The 17,327-nt window shown below is 59.5% G+C and carries 16 protein-coding genes; all 16 read left to right on the plus strand.

The window, feature by feature from the left end; all coding sequences use genetic code 11:
* Positions 1–9: 9 nt before the first annotated feature.
* The 16 genes from fliD (at position 10) to ACZRMH_RS12895 (ending at position 16,759) form a co-directional block, all read left to right on the plus strand.
* On the plus strand, positions 10–1,371 hold the full coding sequence (gene fliD, locus ACZRMH_RS12820; protein ID WP_464013710.1) for a flagellar filament capping protein FliD: 1,362 nt from the start codon (positions 10–12) through the stop codon (positions 1,369–1,371).
* Between the two features lie 96 nt (positions 1,372–1,467).
* On the plus strand, positions 1,468–1,857 hold the full coding sequence (gene fliS / locus ACZRMH_RS12825; RefSeq protein ID WP_464013711.1) for a flagellar export chaperone FliS: 390 nt from the start codon (positions 1,468–1,470) through the stop codon (positions 1,855–1,857).
* Positions 1,858–1,873: 16 nt separating this feature from the next.
* On the plus strand, positions 1,874–2,167 hold the full coding sequence (gene fliT / locus ACZRMH_RS12830) for a flagellar protein FliT (RefSeq protein WP_261738981.1): 294 nt from the start codon (positions 1,874–1,876) through the stop codon (positions 2,165–2,167).
* 180 nt (positions 2,168–2,347) lie between these two features.
* Entirely contained in the window at positions 2,348–3,829 is a 1,482-nt protein-coding gene (locus tag ACZRMH_RS12835) for a sigma-54 dependent transcriptional regulator (RefSeq protein WP_464013712.1), read from the plus strand.
* Between the two features lie 192 nt (positions 3,830–4,021).
* Positions 4,022–5,140, plus strand: a complete 1,119-nt coding sequence (locus ACZRMH_RS12840; protein WP_464013713.1) for a sensor histidine kinase — start codon at positions 4,022–4,024, stop codon at positions 5,138–5,140.
* 5 nt (positions 5,141–5,145) lie between these two features.
* Complete coding sequence (locus ACZRMH_RS12845; RefSeq protein ID WP_464013730.1) at positions 5,146–6,531, plus strand: sigma-54-dependent transcriptional regulator; 1,386 nt, start codon at positions 5,146–5,148, stop codon at positions 6,529–6,531.
* A gap of 243 nt (positions 6,532–6,774) precedes the next feature.
* Positions 6,775–7,107: a flagellar hook-basal body complex protein FliE gene (fliE, locus tag ACZRMH_RS12850; RefSeq protein ID WP_464013714.1), complete on the plus strand. Its 333-nt coding sequence runs from the start codon at positions 6,775–6,777 to the stop codon at positions 7,105–7,107.
* 15 nt (positions 7,108–7,122) lie between these two features.
* Complete coding sequence (fliF, locus tag ACZRMH_RS12855; RefSeq protein WP_464013715.1) at positions 7,123–8,910, plus strand: flagellar basal-body MS-ring/collar protein FliF; 1,788 nt, start codon at positions 7,123–7,125, stop codon at positions 8,908–8,910.
* The gene (gene fliG / locus ACZRMH_RS12860; protein ID WP_464013716.1) at positions 8,903–9,925 is read left to right on the plus strand and encodes a flagellar motor switch protein FliG; all 1,023 of its coding nucleotides are present in this window, start codon (positions 8,903–8,905) and stop codon (positions 9,923–9,925) included. Before fliF ends, fliG begins: the two co-directional genes overlap by 8 nt.
* On the plus strand, positions 9,926–10,681 hold the full coding sequence (gene fliH, locus ACZRMH_RS12865; protein WP_464013717.1) for a flagellar assembly protein FliH: 756 nt from the start codon (positions 9,926–9,928) through the stop codon (positions 10,679–10,681). It begins immediately after the preceding gene.
* A complete protein-coding gene (fliI, locus tag ACZRMH_RS12870) occupies positions 10,671–12,029 on the plus strand; it encodes a flagellar protein export ATPase FliI (protein WP_464013718.1) in 1,359 nt (452 codons plus the stop codon). The genes fliH and fliI overlap by 11 nt, the downstream gene beginning before the upstream one ends.
* 6 nt (positions 12,030–12,035) lie before the next feature.
* On the plus strand, positions 12,036–12,488 hold the full coding sequence (gene fliJ / locus ACZRMH_RS12875; RefSeq protein ID WP_464013719.1) for a flagellar export protein FliJ: 453 nt from the start codon (positions 12,036–12,038) through the stop codon (positions 12,486–12,488).
* Between the two features lie 979 nt (positions 12,489–13,467).
* A complete protein-coding gene (locus ACZRMH_RS12880) occupies positions 13,468–13,773 on the plus strand; it encodes an STAS domain-containing protein (RefSeq protein ID WP_464013720.1) in 306 nt (101 codons plus the stop codon).
* A gap of 8 nt (positions 13,774–13,781) precedes the next feature.
* A complete protein-coding gene (locus ACZRMH_RS12885; RefSeq protein ID WP_464013721.1) occupies positions 13,782–15,113 on the plus strand; it encodes an ATP-binding SpoIIE family protein phosphatase in 1,332 nt (443 codons plus the stop codon).
* Positions 15,114–15,143: 30 nt separating this feature from the next.
* Entirely contained in the window at positions 15,144–15,506 is a 363-nt protein-coding gene (locus ACZRMH_RS12890; protein ID WP_464013722.1) for an Hpt domain-containing protein, read from the plus strand.
* A gap of 77 nt (positions 15,507–15,583) precedes the next feature.
* The gene (locus tag ACZRMH_RS12895; protein WP_464013723.1) at positions 15,584–16,759 is read left to right on the plus strand and encodes a flagellar hook-length control protein FliK; all 1,176 of its coding nucleotides are present in this window, start codon (positions 15,584–15,586) and stop codon (positions 16,757–16,759) included.
* The last annotated feature ends 568 nt before the right edge of the window (positions 16,760–17,327 follow it).

The raw sequence follows: 17,327 nt of genomic DNA on the forward strand, positions 1-17,327 counted from the left end.
AGAATACAGATGGCCAGTTCTACGATTACCGGTGTTGGTTCGGGTTACGACACCATCGGCATTGTAAAAGCCTTGGTAGACGCTGAAAAAGCGCCCAAGCAAAGCCAGATTACCGCGCAACAAAAAGACACCACCATTCAATTGTCCGCTGTGGGCACGGTAAAAGCTTCGCTCGAAACCTATCGCGCAGCTATTGCCAAGCTCAATAGTGTCTCCAGCTTCAACGGCCTGGCCGCTACGTCGTCTGACGAAAAAATCTCCAAAGTCACCATTGATGACAAGGCCTCCAGCGGTATCTATGCGCTTGACGTTACCAAGTTGGCAACCGCGTCAAAAATCACCAGCAAGGTGTTTGAGGGTGGCACTTCCTCGGTGGTTAACTCGGGCACAGAGCCTACGACCCTGACCATTTCTCAGTCCGGTTCTGACTACAGCGTGTCGATCCCTGCAGGCGCAACCCTGCAGCAGACCCGTGAAGCGATCAACACGCAGTTGCAGTCCAAGGGCATCAGCGCCAACGTTTTGACCGACGCCAATGGTTCACGTCTGGTTATTGGCTCGCAGACCACGGGCAAGGGCACCGATATCACCATCAGTGGTGATTCCGCGTTGTCGACCGGGTATGACGCCGGTAAAGCACCGGTGAATGCTGAATACACCATCGATGGCATCGCCATGGAGTCATCCAGCAACAAGGTTACCTCTGCCATCAGTGGCGTGACTCTGGAGTTGATTGATACCAAAGCGTCCACCATCACCGTTGCCTCCAATACCGCGACGCTGAAAACCTCGGTGCAGTCGTTTGTCAGTGCCTACAACGCGCTGCTGACCAGCATCAACACGCAAACCAAGGTCACCGCTACCGGTGATGCGGCAACCACCACCTCGGGCGCATTGACCGGCGATGCGTCGATGCGTCAACTGGTCAACGGCATTCGTAATGAGCTGCTGCAAAACTCCGGCTCATCAAGTATGGGCAACTTGTCCCAGATGGGTATCAGTACCGACCAGAAAACCGGGCTGCTGACTCTCGATGACAAGAAGTGGGACGCCGCAGTGGCAACACCCAATGGCGCATCTGAAATTGCCAAGGTGTTTGCTGGTGATACCGGACTGGTTGCGCGCATGACCAAGGCGACCGATAGCTATGTGGGTACAACAGGGCTGCTGGCGAGTCGCGTTACTGACTTGAATAGCAAGCTGACGGACCTGACCACTCAGCAAGCGGATCTTGATCGGCGCATGGAAAGTATGAAGGCCACTCTGACCGCCAAGTACACGGCCATGGACACCATGATCGCCAAAATCAACGCCAGCAGCTCCAGCATCATGACCACCCTCAATTCCTTGAATAACCCTAAATCCGACTGATTTCGCTCGGCCTCAGCGCTAAAGCTTTGCCCGTATCAGTCGATAAAAAGATCAAGAACCAGCCATTTTTGCCTGTCACCGTAATGAGGTAGAAACATGAACCCGATGCGCGCCCTTCGTCAGTACCAGAAGGTCAATTCCCACGCTCAAATCTCCGAAGCCAGCCCCCATCGCTTGATTCAGATGCTGATGGAAGGCGGCCTGGATCGCATGGCCCAGGCCAAAGGCGCGATGAGCCGTGGTGATATCCCGCAGAAGGCGATGTTGATCACCAAGGCCATCGATATCATCACTGGCCTGCGTCAGGGGCTGGATGAAGACAAGACCGATGACAAGGCCGCTCTGGAGCAACTGGACAGCCTGTACGAATACATGGCCGTGCGTCTGACCCTGGCCAATGCCAAAAACGACCCGGAAATCATCGATGAAGTGGCTCGCCTGCTGATCACTGTAAAAAGTGGTTGGGATGCCATCGCCCCGCAATAAGCCAGAGGAGTGCGTCATGAGCCAACTGCAACGAATTCAGGAAACCCGTGAAGCGCTGATTGATGCTCTGGCTGAGCGCAATTGGGATGCCATCGGCGAGTTGGACTCGGCCTGCCGGGTGTGTGTCGAGAATGTGCTGGATGAAGCGCCGCTGGATGAAGCCGTGCTGCGCGAAAATCTGGAAGGGCTGTTGGTGGTGTATCGCATGCTGCTGGAGGCAGCAACCGATGAGCGTCAGTCGGTTGTTGAGCAGATGGGGCAGATCAATCAAGCAAAAAATGCGTCAAAGGTTTACCATCTATTCGGTTAAGGCCTAAAGAATATATGGTTAATCGCGTTTTAAACCGCCATAAATTTGACTCTACTCAGTTTTTTGACTTAACTAGTGCGTTATTCTGTATTCAGTCGTCTTAGATATCCAACAGGGTTAGGACGTCTACATATGTCCTGCCATCCGGGGCATTGAGTTGACTAGGGAAGTTGCTATTGCATGTGGCGTGAAACCAAAATTCTGCTGATCGATGACGATAGCGTCCGCCGCCGCGACCTGGCGGTGATCCTGAATTTTCTTGGCGAAGAAAATTTGGCCAGCCCTAGCCACGAGTGGGAGCAGGCCGTCAGTGCCTTGTCGTCCAGCCGTGAAGTGCTCTGCGTGCTGGTTGGCACGGTGAGTACTGCGGGCGGGCTGTCAGGGTTACTTAAGACACTGGCCGAGTGGGATGAGTTCCTGCCGATCATGCTTTTAGGTGAAGTTTCTGCACTTGACCTGCCTGAAGACCAGCGCCGCCGGGTGCTGTCCAGCCTCGAAATGCCCCCCAGCTACAGCAAACTGCTTGATTCCCTGCACCGTGCCCAGGTCTATCGCGAGATGTATGACCAGGCCCGCGAGCGCGGCCGTCATCGTGAGCCCAACCTGTTTCGCAGCCTGGTCGGTACCAGCCGGGCGATTCAGCATGTGCGCCAGATGATGCAGCAAGTGGCCGATACCGATGCCAGTGTGTTGATCCTTGGCGAGTCGGGTACCGGCAAGGAAGTGGTTGCGCGCAACCTGCATTACCACTCCAAACGCCGTGACGCGCCGTTTGTGCCGGTCAATTGTGGGGCCATTCCTGCCGAGCTGCTGGAAAGCGAGCTGTTCGGCCATGAGAAGGGTGCCTTTACCGGGGCGATCACCAGTCGTGCCGGGCGTTTTGAGCTGGCCAATGGTGGCACGCTGTTCCTCGATGAAATCGGCGATATGCCGCTGCCGATGCAGGTCAAACTGCTGCGTGTTTTGCAGGAACGGACCTTTGAGCGTGTGGGCAGCAACAAGACCCAGTGCGCCGATGTGCGAATCATTGCCGCGACCCACAAAAATCTCGAAAGCATGATTGAGGTCGGTGCCTTCCGCGAAGATCTGTACTACCGCCTCAACGTATTCCCGATCGAAATGGCGCCCCTGCGCGAGCGCGTCGAAGATATTCCGTTGTTGATGAACGAGTTGATTTCGCGCATGGAGCACGAAAAGCGCGGTTCGATCCGCTTCAATTCGGCCGCCATCATGTCGCTGTGCCGCCATGCATGGCCGGGCAATGTTCGCGAACTGGCCAACCTGGTGGAGCGCATGGCGATCATGCATCCGTACGGGGTGATTGGCGTCGTTGAGTTGCCGAAAAAATTCCGCTACGTGGATGATGAAGACGAGCAACTGGTCGACAGCCTGCGCAGCGATATGGAAGAGCGTGTGGCCATCAACAACGCCGCCACTGATTTTGTGGCCAGCGCCAATGCCTTGCTGCCGCCAGAGGGCCTGGACCTCAAGGACTACCTGGGCGGGCTGGAGCAGGGCCTGATCCAGCAGGCGCTGGACGATGCCAGTGGCATTGTGGCCCGTGCGGCCGAGCGCCTGCGGATTCGCCGTACCACCCTGGTGGAAAAAATGCGCAAATACGGCATGAGCCGTCGCGAAGGCGAAGAGCAGGCGGACGATTAACGATCCTGTTTTTTGTGGGCCTGTGGGAGCGGGCTTGCTCGCGATGCAAGCGACGCGGTGTATCTGTTGCACCGCAGCGATTCAATCGCGAGCAAGCCCGCTCCCAGAGTAATTCACCCATATCAGGCACGGGTATTGCTTCGCTTGGTGTAACGAACCGTTTTATGACGGTCAGCCAAGCGAGTACCCGCCATGTCTCAAGCCGCCGTCCTGTTGTCCTCGGCCCCTGATCCCTACAGTCTGCTCGAAGCCCGTGTTTCGGAACTTGCCGGTGAACTGGCAGTGGTCAGTGCGCAACGCATGGCCGAACTGGCGGAAAAAGAACGGCTGGCCAACCGCCTGCAAAACCTCCTTGATCTGTTGCCTGGCGGGGTTATCGTGATCGATGACCGTGGCCGGGTACGCGAAGCCAATCCCGCAGCCTGCGAGTTGCTTGGCCTGCCGCTGGAAGGCGAGCTGTGGCGCCATGTGATTGCCCGCTGCTTCGCCCCGCGTGACGACGATGGTCACGAAGTGTCTCTTAAAGACGGTCGGCGCCTGTCGATTGCCACCCGTTCGCTGGATGCCGAGCCCGGGCAGCTGGTGTTGCTCAATGACCTGACAGAAACCCGGCGCCTGCAAGACCAGCTTGCCCGCCATGAGCGCCTGTCGTCCCTGGGGCGCATGGTCACCTCTCTGGCCCATCAGATTCGCACGCCGCTGTCGGCGGCGCTGATTTACGCCAGCCATTTGACCGAGCAAGTGTTGCCGGTGGAAACCCAGCAGCGCTTTGCCGGGCGTCTCAAGGAGCGCTTGCACGAGCTGGAGCATCAGGTGCGCGACATGCTGGTGTTTGCCCGGGGCGAGCTGCCGCTCAATGACAAGGTCACCCCGAAAGTGCTGATGCAAACCCTGCAAGCAGCGGCGCAAACCCATGTGCAGGGTGTGTCCATACGCTGGCAGTGCGACGCCTATACAGGCCAGTTGCTGTGCAATCGCGACACGCTGGTGGGGGCGCTGCTCAATCTGCTTGAAAACGCCTTGCAGACCGGCACGGCGCAGGTGCGGCTCAAAGTCCATCTGTACCGTCGCGATAACTGCCTGCGACTGTGCGTGAGTGACAGTGGCAGCGGCATTGAACCCCAGGTGCTGGCGCGTTTGGGCGAGCCATTCTTTACCACCAAAGCCACCGGTACCGGCCTTGGGCTGGCAGTGGTGAATGCCGTGGTGCGGGCGCACCAGGGGCAATTGCAATTACGTTCGCGGCCGGGGCGTGGCACGTGTGTCGTGCTCAGCTTGCCGCTGATTCCCGGTGCGGCGGAGGCAAACTGATGGTGATGCGAATTAACGTGCTGTTGGTCGAGGACGACCATGCGTTGCGCGAGGCGCTGGCAGATACGCTATTGCTCGCCGGTCATGGCTTTAGGGCGGTCGGTTCGGGGGAGGAAGCTCTGGCGGCAGTTTCCACGGAGTCATTCAGCCTGGTGATCAGTGATGTCAATATGCCGGGCATGGACGGCCATCAGTTGCTCGCACGCCTGCGCAGTTGTCAGCCACAGTTGCCGGTATTGCTGATGACCGCTCACGGCGCGGTGGAGCGGGCGGTGGATGCCATGCGCCAGGGGGCGGCGGACTATCTGGTCAAACCGTTCGAGCCCAAGGCCTTGCTGGACCTGGTGGCCCGGCATGCCCTCGGCAGCCTGGGGGTAGCAGACACTCAAGGCCCGGTGGCGGTTGAGCCGGCCAGCCTGCAATTGCTGGAGCTGGCCGCACGGGTGGCGCGCAGTGATGCAACAGTGTTGATTTCGGGTGAATCGGGTACCGGTAAAGAGGTACTTGCCCGTTATATCCACCAGCATTCCAGTCGGGTTGATCAGCCGTTTGTGGCGATCAACTGCGCGGCCATTCCTGACAACATGCTTGAAGCGACGTTGTTCGGACATGAAAAAGGTGCGTTTACCGGGGCGATTGCGGCTCAGGCCGGCAAGTTTGAGCAGGCCGACGGTGGCACCTTGCTGTTGGATGAGATTTCCGAGATGCCTTTGGGCTTGCAGGCCAAATTGCTCCGCGTATTGCAAGAGCGCGAAGTGGAGCGGGTGGGCGGGCGCAAGCCGATCGTGCTGGATATTCGCGTGGTGGCTACCACCAACCGTGATCTGGCGGGTGAAGTGGCGGCGGGGCGCTTTCGCGAGGATCTGTTCTACCGTCTTTCGGTGTTTCCGCTGGCCTGGCGGCCGTTGCGCGAGCGTACGGCGGATATTCTGCCGCTGGCCGAGCGGTTGCTGGCCAAATACATCAGCAAGATGAAGCACACTGCGGTAGGGTTCTCGGCCGATGCCAAGGCGTGCCTGAGTACCTATCCGTGGCCGGGCAATGTGCGCGAACTGGATAACGCGATTCAGCGGGCGTTGATCTTGCAGCAGTGCGGCTTGATTGAAGCGGCAGATTTTTGCCTCGCCGGGCCTGTGGCTTGTGCGCCTTTGCCGTCGTTGACTCGTTCCGAGCCCTTGGCGGTGGAGGTTGTGGAGTCTGCCGGGGCTTTGGGGGATGATCTGCGCCGACGTGAGTTCCAGATGATTATCGACACCTTGCGTGCCGAGCGTGGCCGGCGCAAGGAAGCTTCCGAGCGCCTGGGCATCAGCCCGCGCACGTTGCGTTACAAGCTGGCGCAGATGCGCGATGCGGGGATGGATGTTGAGGCTTATTTGTTTGCTGCGACCTGATGCCCGCGTACTGCTCTTGTGGGAGCGGGCTTGCTCGCGATGCGGGCGGCGCGGTCTTACAGGTGAAACGCAGCGATACCTTCGCGAGCAGGCTCGCTCCCACAGAGTTGAGTGGCTTTTTACCTGCGACGTTTTGTAACGTTATTAGTAATAAATCCACAAAGAGCTGGCACCCTTGTTGCTACACCTCAATATGCGCTGTGAAAGTGTCAAAAAAATGCGGGTCGTCGGAGGCACTGGTCCATGAGCCAAGGTATTGAATTTAATCGATTGATGTTGGATATGCGGGCCATGCAGATGGACGCCATGGCCCAGCCGAAATCGGCTGTGCAGGCCACTCCCGAAGCGGGTGCCAGCAGCTTCTCCGACATGCTCGGCAATGCGATCAACAAGGTCAGCGAAACCCAGCAGGCATCGAGCCAGCTGTCGAATGCGTTCGAAATCGGCAAAAGCGGGGTCGACCTGACTGATGTGATGATCGCCTCCCAAAAGGCCAGCGTTTCCTTCCAGGCCTTGACCCAAGTGCGTAACAAGCTGGTTCAGGCGTACCAGGACATCATGCAGATGCCGGTTTAAGGACGATATAAAGTCATGGCAGATGCACTTCCGGATACCGTTCCGGCCAAAGCAGGCGCAGCTGGCGGCAAGCCGCCGCTGTTTGGCCTGTCCTTTTTAGACAATCTGGGCGACATGACCATGCTGCGTCAGGTCGGCCTGATGGTCGGCCTGGCCGCGAGCGTGGCGATCGGCTTTGCCGTGGTGTTGTGGTCGCAGCAACCCGATTACCGGCCGCTGTACGGCAGCCTGGCCGGTATGGATGCCAAGCAGGTCATGGAAACCCTGGCCGCTGCCGACATTGCCTATACCGTCGAGCCCAACTCCGGCGCCTTGCTGGTCAAGGCCGATGACATTTCCCGTGCCCGCCTCAAGCTGGCAGCGGCTGGCGTCACCCCTACTGACGGCAATATCGGTTTCGAGATTCTCGACAAGGACCAGGGCCTGGGCACCAGCCAGTTTATGGAAGCCACGCGCTATCGCCGTGGTCTGGAAGGCGAACTGGCACGCACCATTTCCAGTCTCAATAACGTCAAGGGCGCCCGGGTTCACCTGGCGATCCCGAAAAGCTCGGTTTTTGTGCGCGACGAGCGCAAGCCCAGCGCTTCGGTGCTGGTTGAACTCTACGCCGGGCGCTCGCTGGAGCCGGGCCAGGTGCTGGCGATTGTCAATCTGGTCGCCACCAGCGTGCCGGAGCTGAGCAAATCCCAGATCACTGTGGTCGACCAAAAAGGCAACTTGCTGTCTGATCAGGGTGAAAATTCCGCGCTGACCATGGCTGGCAAACAGTTCGACTACAGCCGGCGCATGGAAGGCATGCTGACCCAGCGAGTACACAATATCCTGCAACCGGTGCTGGGCAATGACCGCTACAAGGCCGAAGTGTCGGCGGATGTGGATTTCAGCGCAGTCGAATCCACCTCCGAGCAGTTCAACCCCGACCAGCCAGCCCTGCGCAGTGAGCAATCGACCAGCGAGCAGCGCACTGCCAGCAATGGCCCGCAAGGTGTGCCCGGCGCCCTGAGCAATCAGCCACCGAGCCCGGCCACGGCCCCGCAGCAAGCCGGTCAGGGCGGCGCGCCAGCGGGCATGATTCAGCCGGGGCAGCCGTTGCTTGATGCCAACGGCCAGCAGATCATGGACCCGGGCACCGGTCAGCCGATGCTGGCCCCGTACCCCGCAGACAAGCGTTCGCAATCCACCCGCAACTTCGAGCTGGACCGCTCCATCAGCCACACCAAGCAGCAGCAGGGCAGGGTCAATCGCCTGTCGGTGGCAGTGGTGATCGACGACAAGATCAACGTCAACCCGGCCAACGGTGAAATCACCCAGGTGCCGTGGACCACCGATCAACTGGCGCGCTTTACCCGTCTGGTGCAGGACGCTGTGGGCTTCGATGCCAGCCGTGGCGACAGCGTCAGTGTGATCAACGTACCGTTCTCCACCGAACGCGCGGAAGTGATCGCCGATATCCCGTTCTATTCACAGCCCTGGTTCTGGGATGTGGTCAAGCAAGTGCTGGGCGTGCTGTTTATCCTGGTGCTGGTGTTCGGTGTGTTGCGCCCGGTGCTCAACAATATCACCGGCCACGGCCGCAACAAGCAAGTGGCCGGGATTGGCAGCGATGCCGAGCTGGGCGGCATGGGCGGGCTGGATGGCGAACTGGCCAACGACCGGGTCAGCCTGAGCGGCCCGCAAAGCATCATGCTGCCTAGCCCGAGCGAAGGCTATGACGCACAGTTAAATGCCATCAAGAGTCTGGTCGCAGAAGATCCGGGCCGTGTGGCCCAGGTAGTAAAAGAGTGGATCAATGCCGATGAGTGATAACCGCGCCGCTGCCAATGCCAAGTTGACCCGTGTCGACAAGGCCGCCATTTTACTGCTGTCTCTGGGCGAGTCCGATGCTGCGCAGGTGCTGCGCCATATGGGGCCCAAAGAGGTGCAGCGGGTCGGGGTGGCGATGGCGCAAATGCGCAACGTGCACCGCGAGCAGGTCGAGCAGGTGATGAGCGAGTTTGTCGAGATTGTCGGCGACCAGACCAGCCTGGGCGTGGGCTCGGACAGCTACATTCGCAAGATGCTGACCTCGGCCCTGGGCGAAGACAAGGCCAACGGCCTGATCGATCGTATCCTGCTGGGCGGCAACACCAGCGGCCTCGACAGTCTGAAGTGGATGGAGCCGCGCGCCGTGGCCGATGTGATCCGCTTCGAGCACCCGCAAATCCAGGCCATTGTGGTGGCTTATCTGGACCCGGATCAGGCCGGTGAAGTGCTTGGCCACTTTGATCAAAAGGCCCGTCTGGACATCATCCTGCGGGTTTCGTCGCTCAACACCGTGCAACCAGCGGCGCTGAAGGAACTGAACCAGATCCTTGAAAAGCAGTTCTCCGGCAACTCCAACGCGGCGCGCACCTCCCTGGGCGGCGTCAAGCGGGCAGCGGATATCATGAACTTCCTCGATAGTTCGATGGAGTCGCAGTTGATGGACTCGATCCGCGATATCGACGAGGACCTGTCCGGTCAGATCGAAGACCTGATGTTTGTCTTCAATAACCTCGCCGATGTCGACGACCGCGGTATCCAGGCGTTGTTGCGCGAAGTGTCTTCAGACGTGCTGGTGCTGGCACTCAAGGGCTCCGACGAGAACGTGCAGGAAAAGATCTTCAAGAACATGTCCAAGCGTGCCGCCGAGCTGTTACGTGATGACCTGGAAGCCAAAGGCCCGGTGCGCGTCAGCGATGTCGAAACCGCACAGAAGGAAATCCTCACCATCGCCCGCCGTATGGCCGAAGCCGGAGAAATTGTTCTCGGCGGGAAGGGCGGCGAAGAGATGATCTAAGTGAGCAGCGGCGAAACCCCCGGTGATGTGATCCGCGCCAAGGATGTCGGTGCTTTCGATGTATGGGGCCTGCCCAGCTTTGACCCTTGGCGCGAACCCGAAGAGCCCGAACCCGAGCCGGTTGAAGAACTGCCCGAGATGGAAGAAGTGCCGCTGGAAGAAGTCCAGCCGCTGACCCTCGAAGAGTTGGAAAGCATTCGTCAGGAGGCTTACAACGAAGGTTTCGCTACGGGTGAAAAAGAAGGCTTTCACAGCACTCAGCTCAAGGTTCGCCAGGAAGCCGAAGTGGCCTTGAACGCCAAGGTTGCCAGCCTTGAACGCTTGATGCACAGCTTGCTGGCACCGCTTGCCGAGCAGGACCAGCAGTTGGAGAAAGCCATGGTCGGGCTGGTCGAACATATGACCCGGCAAGTGATCCAGCGTGAACTAAAAACCGACTCGACGCAGATCGAGCAAGTACTGCGCGAGGGTTTGAAGCTGCTGCCCATGGGCGCCGAAAATATCCGCCTGTTTATCAATCCGCAGGATTTCGACCAGATCAAGGCCCTGCGTGAGCGCCATGATGAAAACTGGCGGATTGTCGAAGACGACAGCCTGCAACCGGGCGGCTGCCGGATTGAAACCGAACACAGTCGCATCGATGCCAGCATCGAAACCCGGATCAAGCAGGCCATGAGCCAGCTGCTCGACCAGCTCCACGAACAGGCCCTGCACCCGGCGGCGCCTGATATCGACATCGACCTCGATGCACCTTAAACGCACCAGTTTTGCCAAGCGCCTGAGCACCTATGCCCCGGCCGTGTCATTACCTGTGCAACCGGTGGTCGAGGGCCGTTTGCTGCGCATGGTCGGCCTTACCCTTGAAGCCGAAGGCTTGCGCGCCGCCATGGGCAGCCGCTGCATGGTGATCAACGACGACAGCTTTCACCCGGTGGAAGTCGAAGCCGAGGTCATGGGTTTTTCTGGCGGCAAAATTTTCCTGATGCCCGTGGGCAGTGTCGCCGGTATCGCTCCTGGCGCCCGGGTGGTGCCCCTGGCCGATAATGGCCGCTTGCCCATGGGCATGAGCATGCTCGGTCGCGTGCTCGATGGCGCCGGTCGTGCGCTGGACGGCAAAGGCCCGATGAAGGCCGAAGACTGGGTGCCGATGGATGGCCCCACGATCAACCCGCTCAAGCGCGACCCCATCAGCGTGCCGCTGGACGTGGGCATTCGCAGCATCAACGGTTTGTTGACGGTCGGCCGCGGTCAGCGCCTGGGTCTGTTTGCCGGTACCGGCGTGGGCAAGAGTGTGCTGCTGGGGATGATGACCCGGTTTACCGAGGCCGACATTATTGTGGTGGGGCTGATCGGTGAGCGGGGTCGTGAGGTCAAGGAATTTATCGAGCATATTCTCGGTGCCGAAGGCATCAAACGCTCGGTGGTGGTGGCATCCCCTGCCGATGATGCGCCACTTATGCGGTTGCGCGCGGCCATGTATTGCACGCGGATTGCCGAATACTTTCGCGACAAGGGCAAGAATGTCCTGTTGCTGATGGACTCCCTGACCCGCTTTGCCCAGGCCCAGCGGGAAATTGCCCTGGCCATTGGCGAGCCGCCCGCGACCAAGGGTTATCCGCCTTCGGTGTTCGCCAAGCTGCCCAAGCTGGTGGAGCGGGCGGGCAATGCCGAGGCTGGTGGTGGTTCGATTACTGCGTTCTATACCGTGTTGTCCGAAGGCGATGACCAGCAAGATCCGATTGCCGACTCGGCGCGGGGCGTGCTCGATGGCCATATTGTGTTGTCCCGGCGCCTGGCCGAAGAAGGGCATTACCCGGCCATCGATATTGAAGCGTCCATCAGCCGGGTCATGCCCTCGGTGGTGACCGAAGAGCATATGCGCCGTGCCCAGCAGTTCAAGCAGCTGTGGTCGCGCTTCCAGCAAGCCCGTGACCTGATCAGCGTGGGCGCCTATGTGCCTGGCGGTGACCGCGAAACCGACACCGCCATTGCCCTGCAACCGGCAATGGTGGCGTACCTGCGCCAGGGGCTGAACGACAATATTAGCCTGGCTGAAAGTGGCGGGCATCTGGGCAGTATCTTTGCTCCGGCAGCGGGGGGTTAATCGACCATGGCCGCAGATTCAAGAGCGACGCGCCTGGCGCCAGTCGTGGATATGGCCGAAAAGACTGAGAAGGCTGCGGCCCAGCGTCTGGGGCACTTTCAGGGGCAGGTCAACCTGGCCAACAGCAAGCTCGGTGATCTGGAAAATTTCCGTGGCGAGTATCAGGCGCAATGGGTCGATCGCGGCAGCCAGGGCGTGACCGGCCAATGGCTGCGTAACTATCAATACTTTCTCGGTCAGCTCGAAACTGCGGTTGGCCAGCAGCGTCAGAGCCTGGTGTGGCACCAGAACAATCTCAACAAGGCCCGCGAAACCTGGCAAGAGGCCTATGCCCGGGTCGAAGGGTTGCGCAAACTGGTGCAACGCTACGCCGACGAAGCCCGCCAGATGGAAGACAAGCGCGAGCAAAAGCTGATGGACGAACTGTCCCAGCGCTTGCCGCGTAAAGAAGTTTATTGACTGTGGGAGCGGGCTTGCTCGCGATGCATGCGACACAAAACCTGTGGGAGCAGGCTTGCCTGCGATGCAAGCGGCGCGATCTGCCAGGTAAATCGCAGTGATGCTATCGCGAGCAGGCTCGCTCCCACATTTGACCCTGCATGCTGAAGTGCGCCCCAAAACCTGTGGGAAGCAGGCTTGCCTGCGATGCAAGCGATGCGGTCTGCCAGGTAAACCGCAGTGATGTTATCGCGAGCAGGCTCGCTCCCACATTTGACCCTGCATGCTGAAGTGCGCCCCAAAACCTGTGGGAGCAGGCTTGCCTGCGATGCAAGCGGCGCGGTCTGGCAGGTAAATCGCAGTGATGCTATCGCGAGCAAGCTCGCTCCCACACTTGACCCTGCATGCTGAAGTGCGACACAAAACCTGTGGGAGCAGGCTTGCCTGCGATGCAAGCGGCGCGATCTGCCAGGTAAATCGCAGTGATGCTATCGCGAGCAAGCCCGCTCCCACATTTGACCCTGCATGCTGAAGTGCGCCCCAAAACCTGTGGGAAGCAGGCTTGCCTGCGATGCAAGCGATGCGGTCTGGCAGGTTAATCGCAGTGCTGCTATCGCGAGCAGGCTCGCTCCCACATTTGACCCTGCATGCTGAAGTGCGACACAAAACCTGTGGGAGCAGGCTTGCCTGCGATGCAAGCGACGCGGTCTGGCAGGTTAATCGCAGTGATGCTATCGCGAGCAAGCTCGCTCCCACACTTGACCCTGCATGCTGAAGTGCGACACAAAACCTGTGGGAGCAGGCTTGCCTGCGATGCAAGCGGCGCGGTCTGGCAGGTAAATCGCAGTGATGCTATCGCGAGCAGGCTCGCTCCCACAGGGTTAATGTCGCCGCGCTTGCCAGTGAATCACTGCGAGTTCTTTGTAGGAGGGTGCAGGCCCTGCAAGATGGTGCCCACAAGACCGTCTATAGTTGCTGTGACAATCCAAGGAGCAATTCCATGGCCGTGACATCTGAAGTCTCGCCAGATGGCAGCAAACTGACCATCGCAATCAAGGGTCGTTTCGACTTTGCCAAACATCAGGAATTTCGTGACGCCTACGAAGAACTCACCCCTGCGCCAGCCTGTGTGATCGTGGATTTAAAAGACGCTACCTACCTCGACAGTTCGGCCTTGGGCATGTTGTTGTTGCTGCGCGAGCATGCCGGCGGCGACGAGTCCGATATCCGCGTGGTCAACAGCAGCCCCGACGTGCGCAAGATTCTCGGTATTTCCAACTTCGACAAGCTGTTCGATATCAATTGAATAACCCAATGGAGCGCCTGTGGCGTCTGCAACAAACGGTCCTGCAGCAGCGTGACCTGATCGCCGAACACAACAACTACCTGCTCAACGAGCAGCGGGTGGCCAAGGCCGTATTTGACCGGGTGGCGCATTCGGGCTGCCTGGATTCGCCCAATATCCGCTATCTGCAATCGCCCTATGCCTTGTTTAACGGCGATTTGCTGCTGGCAGCCTATACCCCGTCAGGCGATACCCATCTGCTGCTCGCCGACTTTACCGGCCATGGCCTGCCCGCAGCCATTGGCGCAATGCCCCTGGCGGAAGTGTTCTACAGCATGACGGCTAAGGGCTACGGGCTGGCGGAAATGCTGCGGGAGATGAATGCCAAGCTCAAACGCATCCTGCCGGTGGACATGTTCTGCTGCGCCGCGCTGTTGTGCGTGAGCGCGCAGCGCCGCTGTATCGAGGTGTGGAATGGCGGCATGCCTGATGGCTATCTGCAATCTGGCGCACAGCGCACGGCATTGACCTCGCTGCACTTGCCGCTGGGGGTGTTGCGCGCTGAAGTGTTTGATCATGGCACTCAGATTTTGCCGATGTTGCCTGGCGATCAGGTGTTCCTGCTGAGTGACGGGGTCATCGATACCTGTGGCCCGGATCAGCAACTGTTCGGTGTCGAGCGTCTGGAGCGGGTACTGGATGCCAATCGCCATCCGCTGCAACTGATTGCCGAAGTCGAGCAAGCCCTGCACGATTTTCAGGGGCGTGCCCGGGACGATGTGAGCATGGTCCAGATCACCTCGCAGATGCCTCAACTGTTGGGTGTGCCCGCCACTGTCTACTCCGACAGCGGGCTGTGCAGCCCGCTGGACTGGTCGTCCAGCTTCGAGTTTCGGGCCGCCACCCTCAAACAATTCAATCCGCTGCCTTATTTACTGCAATTGCTGATGGAGGTCCACGGGTTGCGCACCCAGGGGCCGGTGATCCATGCGGTGCTTGGCGAGCTGTACAGCAATGCGCTGGAACATGGTGTGCTGGGCCTTGATTCGCGGCTCAAGCGCGGCAATGAGGGCTATGCCCGTTATTACCAGCAGCGCAGGGAGCGTCTGGCTGCCCTGCAGAACGGTTTTGTGCGGGTGTCGTTGCAGGTCGAGCAAGTCGGCGAGGGTGGTCGACTGATCATTCAGGTCGAAGACAGTGGTGAGGGCTTTGATGTTGCCAGAGTGATGGCCAGACCACTGGATTTAGACCGTTTGTCGGGGCGCGGGGTGAGTCTGGTACGGCAACTGTGCCCTGCAGCGAGGTGGGGCGCTGATGGTCGTAGTGCGACCGTAGAGTTTTCATGGGGGCCTCTGGCATAATCCGCCCATTCTTGATCAAGGAGTGAACAAGTGTCTGACATTCATATGGATCCGAAAGTGGTCGATGCCTTGCGAGACGTGATGGAAGGAGGGTTTGCCGACCTTCTGGACACCTTTCTCTCGGACTCCGAGGAGCGTATCGGCCAATTGCACAATACCCGCGAAGCAGGCGACCTGACCCTGGTGGCCCACAGCTTCAAGGGCAGCAGCAGCAATATGGGTGCCATTCGATTGGCGCATTTGTGCGGCCAGCTCGAAGAGCGTGCGCAAAAGAAGCAACTGGCGGAAATCCGGGAGCTGGTGATCAAGATCGACGATGAATACCAGATGGTCCGGCGGCTTTATCGTGCCGAGCGCCAGCGTGCCGAGCCATCCCGATTTGCCTCCGGCTGATTTTGCCAAAGCTGGCCCGAACCTTGCTCTGACTCTCTGACCTGTACCCAAGCCAGCCGTACAGCGGAGACCCGTTAATGCCCGTTGCCGCCCAATCCCTGCTCCAGACACCTGCCGCCGTAGCCCCCAAAGCTGCGGCGGGCAACCCTGCGCAGCCTGCGCGCACTGATGAGCAGCCGTTTGCCAAGGTCTATGCCAAGGCATCCGACCCGGTACCAGCGGTTGCCGATAGCGGCAACCCCTTGCCTGGCGGCAAGGCCAGGGACGCAGTGAGCACTGATCAGGATGACGGTGCCAGCAAAGCGGGTGATGACGTGGCAGCTGCCGATCCGCTGCTTGTGCAGCCCGTAGCTCCGCCACCGACGCCGGTAGTTGATGCCGCCCCTGAGGCTGTGCCGGATGCTCCTGAAGTGCAAGTGGCGCAGCTGGCTGTGCAAGTGCCGCCGCAGCCTGTGGCAGACGATGGCTTTGATCCTGAAGCCGACCCTCTCGATGATATGCCGGCTGTGCGCCTGGCGATGGAGCAGGGCGGGCATGTATCCGCCAGCAGCCAGACCCCGGTCAAAAACGCACCCACTGAAACCCAGCCTGCGGCACAGGGGCAGGCCAGCGGTATTGCCATGCTGGTTGATGGCAAGGCTGACGAAGCATCCACCGGTGAAGGCGGCGAGAAAGCCTTTAAAGGTCTGGTCGATGATGGCCTCAAAGACCTGAAAAGCGCATCCAGTGATACCCGAGTGGATGACTTCGCCAATCGCCTGGCGGCGCTGACCCAGGCATCCGTACCCAAAACCGTGAATGCCCTACCGGTCAACCAGCCATTGGCCATGCACCAGAGCGGCTGGTCGGAAGAAGTGGTCAATCGCGTGATGTACCTGTCCAGTGCCAACCTCAAGTCTGCCGATATCCAGCTCGAACCGGCTGAGCTGGGGCGTCTGGATATCCGCGTCAATATTGCTGCCGACCAGTCGGCGCAGGTCAACTTTGTCAGTGGCCATGCCGGTGTTCGCGAAGCATTGGACAGCCAGATGCACCGCCTGCGCGAAATGCTCGCTCAGCAGGGCATGGGCCAGGTCGACGTCAACGTCTCGGACCAGCCGCGCAACTGGCAGGGCCAGCAAGGCCAGGAGCAGCAGGCACAAAGCCGCTCCAGCGGGCATCGAGTTGAGAGTGGCGGCGAAGAAGAACTGATCGAAGTGCCCGTAACCCCGCGCGTGGTACTGGGCTCCAGTGCGGTGGATTACTACGCGTAATTAGTCCCCCCTGTAGATACCGTCTTGACCGTCATCGTGCAAGCGCGATGCCAGGGGCAACTCGCTATGACCTTTTTGTATGGGCTTCTGTTTTTAACTGGCTCAATGAGTACATATCCGGCATTTTTATATAACTGAAATATTGGTTTCGCTCTTACAGCGAGGCACTTTTGTCAAACAGCCACAAAAGTACCCAAAAAGGCCTTGCCCCATCGTACGGCCTTCGCTGCGCTCAGGTTCCCTCGCTCCGGCTCTGCTCCGTGGGCACGCCGTGACGGGCCATCCATGGCCCAACACGGCTCTCCCGGCATCCATGCCGGTCGACCCACTCCACAGAACCTCCACTCGGCCTCCCGGAGGGCGGGCAGATCAAAAGCACTGCACCCGAGGCGGCCGACCGGCCGGCCTGATTGGGGGGTAGTACGTGTATATGTCCAAGATTAGTTTTGCTTTTGCTTTTGTAATGCGATTGTTCAGACGACGCGAAAGCCCATCACAGAAGGCCGAACGCAGGTGCTGTTATGGGGGTGGCGCGGCAGGACGCCGCGCCAGCCGCGATGGGCCATGG

The sequence above is a fragment of the Pseudomonas sp. B414 genome (genome assembly GCF_055408445.1).

Bases quoted from the DNA above. Each gene is read 5' to 3' on its own strand.
- fliJ (WP_464013719.1), top strand. From the start codon at position 12,036: ATGGCCGCAGATTCAAGAGCGACGCGCCTGGCGCCAGTCGTGGATATG.
- ACZRMH_RS12885 (WP_464013721.1), top strand. From the start codon at position 13,782: ATGGAGCGCCTGTGGCGTCTGCAACAAACGGTCCTGCAGCAGCGTGAC.
- ACZRMH_RS12835 (WP_464013712.1), top strand. From the start codon at position 2,348: ATGTGGCGTGAAACCAAAATTCTGCTGATCGATGACGATAGCGTCCGC.
- fliS (WP_464013711.1), top strand. From the start codon at position 1,468: ATGAACCCGATGCGCGCCCTTCGTCAGTACCAGAAGGTCAATTCCCAC.
- fliD (WP_464013710.1), top strand. From the start codon at position 10: ATGGCCAGTTCTACGATTACCGGTGTTGGTTCGGGTTACGACACCATC.
- ACZRMH_RS12880 (WP_464013720.1), top strand. From the start codon at position 13,468: ATGGCCGTGACATCTGAAGTCTCGCCAGATGGCAGCAAACTGACCATC.
- fliF (WP_464013715.1), top strand. From the start codon at position 7,123: ATGGCAGATGCACTTCCGGATACCGTTCCGGCCAAAGCAGGCGCAGCT.
- fliI (WP_464013718.1), top strand. From the start codon at position 10,671: ATGCACCTTAAACGCACCAGTTTTGCCAAGCGCCTGAGCACCTATGCC.
- ACZRMH_RS12840 (WP_464013713.1), top strand. From the start codon at position 4,022: ATGTCTCAAGCCGCCGTCCTGTTGTCCTCGGCCCCTGATCCCTACAGT.
- fliE (WP_464013714.1), top strand. From the start codon at position 6,775: ATGAGCCAAGGTATTGAATTTAATCGATTGATGTTGGATATGCGGGCC.
- fliT (WP_261738981.1), top strand. From the start codon at position 1,874: ATGAGCCAACTGCAACGAATTCAGGAAACCCGTGAAGCGCTGATTGAT.
- ACZRMH_RS12845 (WP_464013730.1), top strand. From the start codon at position 5,146: ATGCGAATTAACGTGCTGTTGGTCGAGGACGACCATGCGTTGCGCGAG.
- fliG (WP_464013716.1), top strand. From the start codon at position 8,903: ATGAGTGATAACCGCGCCGCTGCCAATGCCAAGTTGACCCGTGTCGAC.
- ACZRMH_RS12895 (WP_464013723.1), top strand. From the start codon at position 15,584: ATGCCCGTTGCCGCCCAATCCCTGCTCCAGACACCTGCCGCCGTAGCC.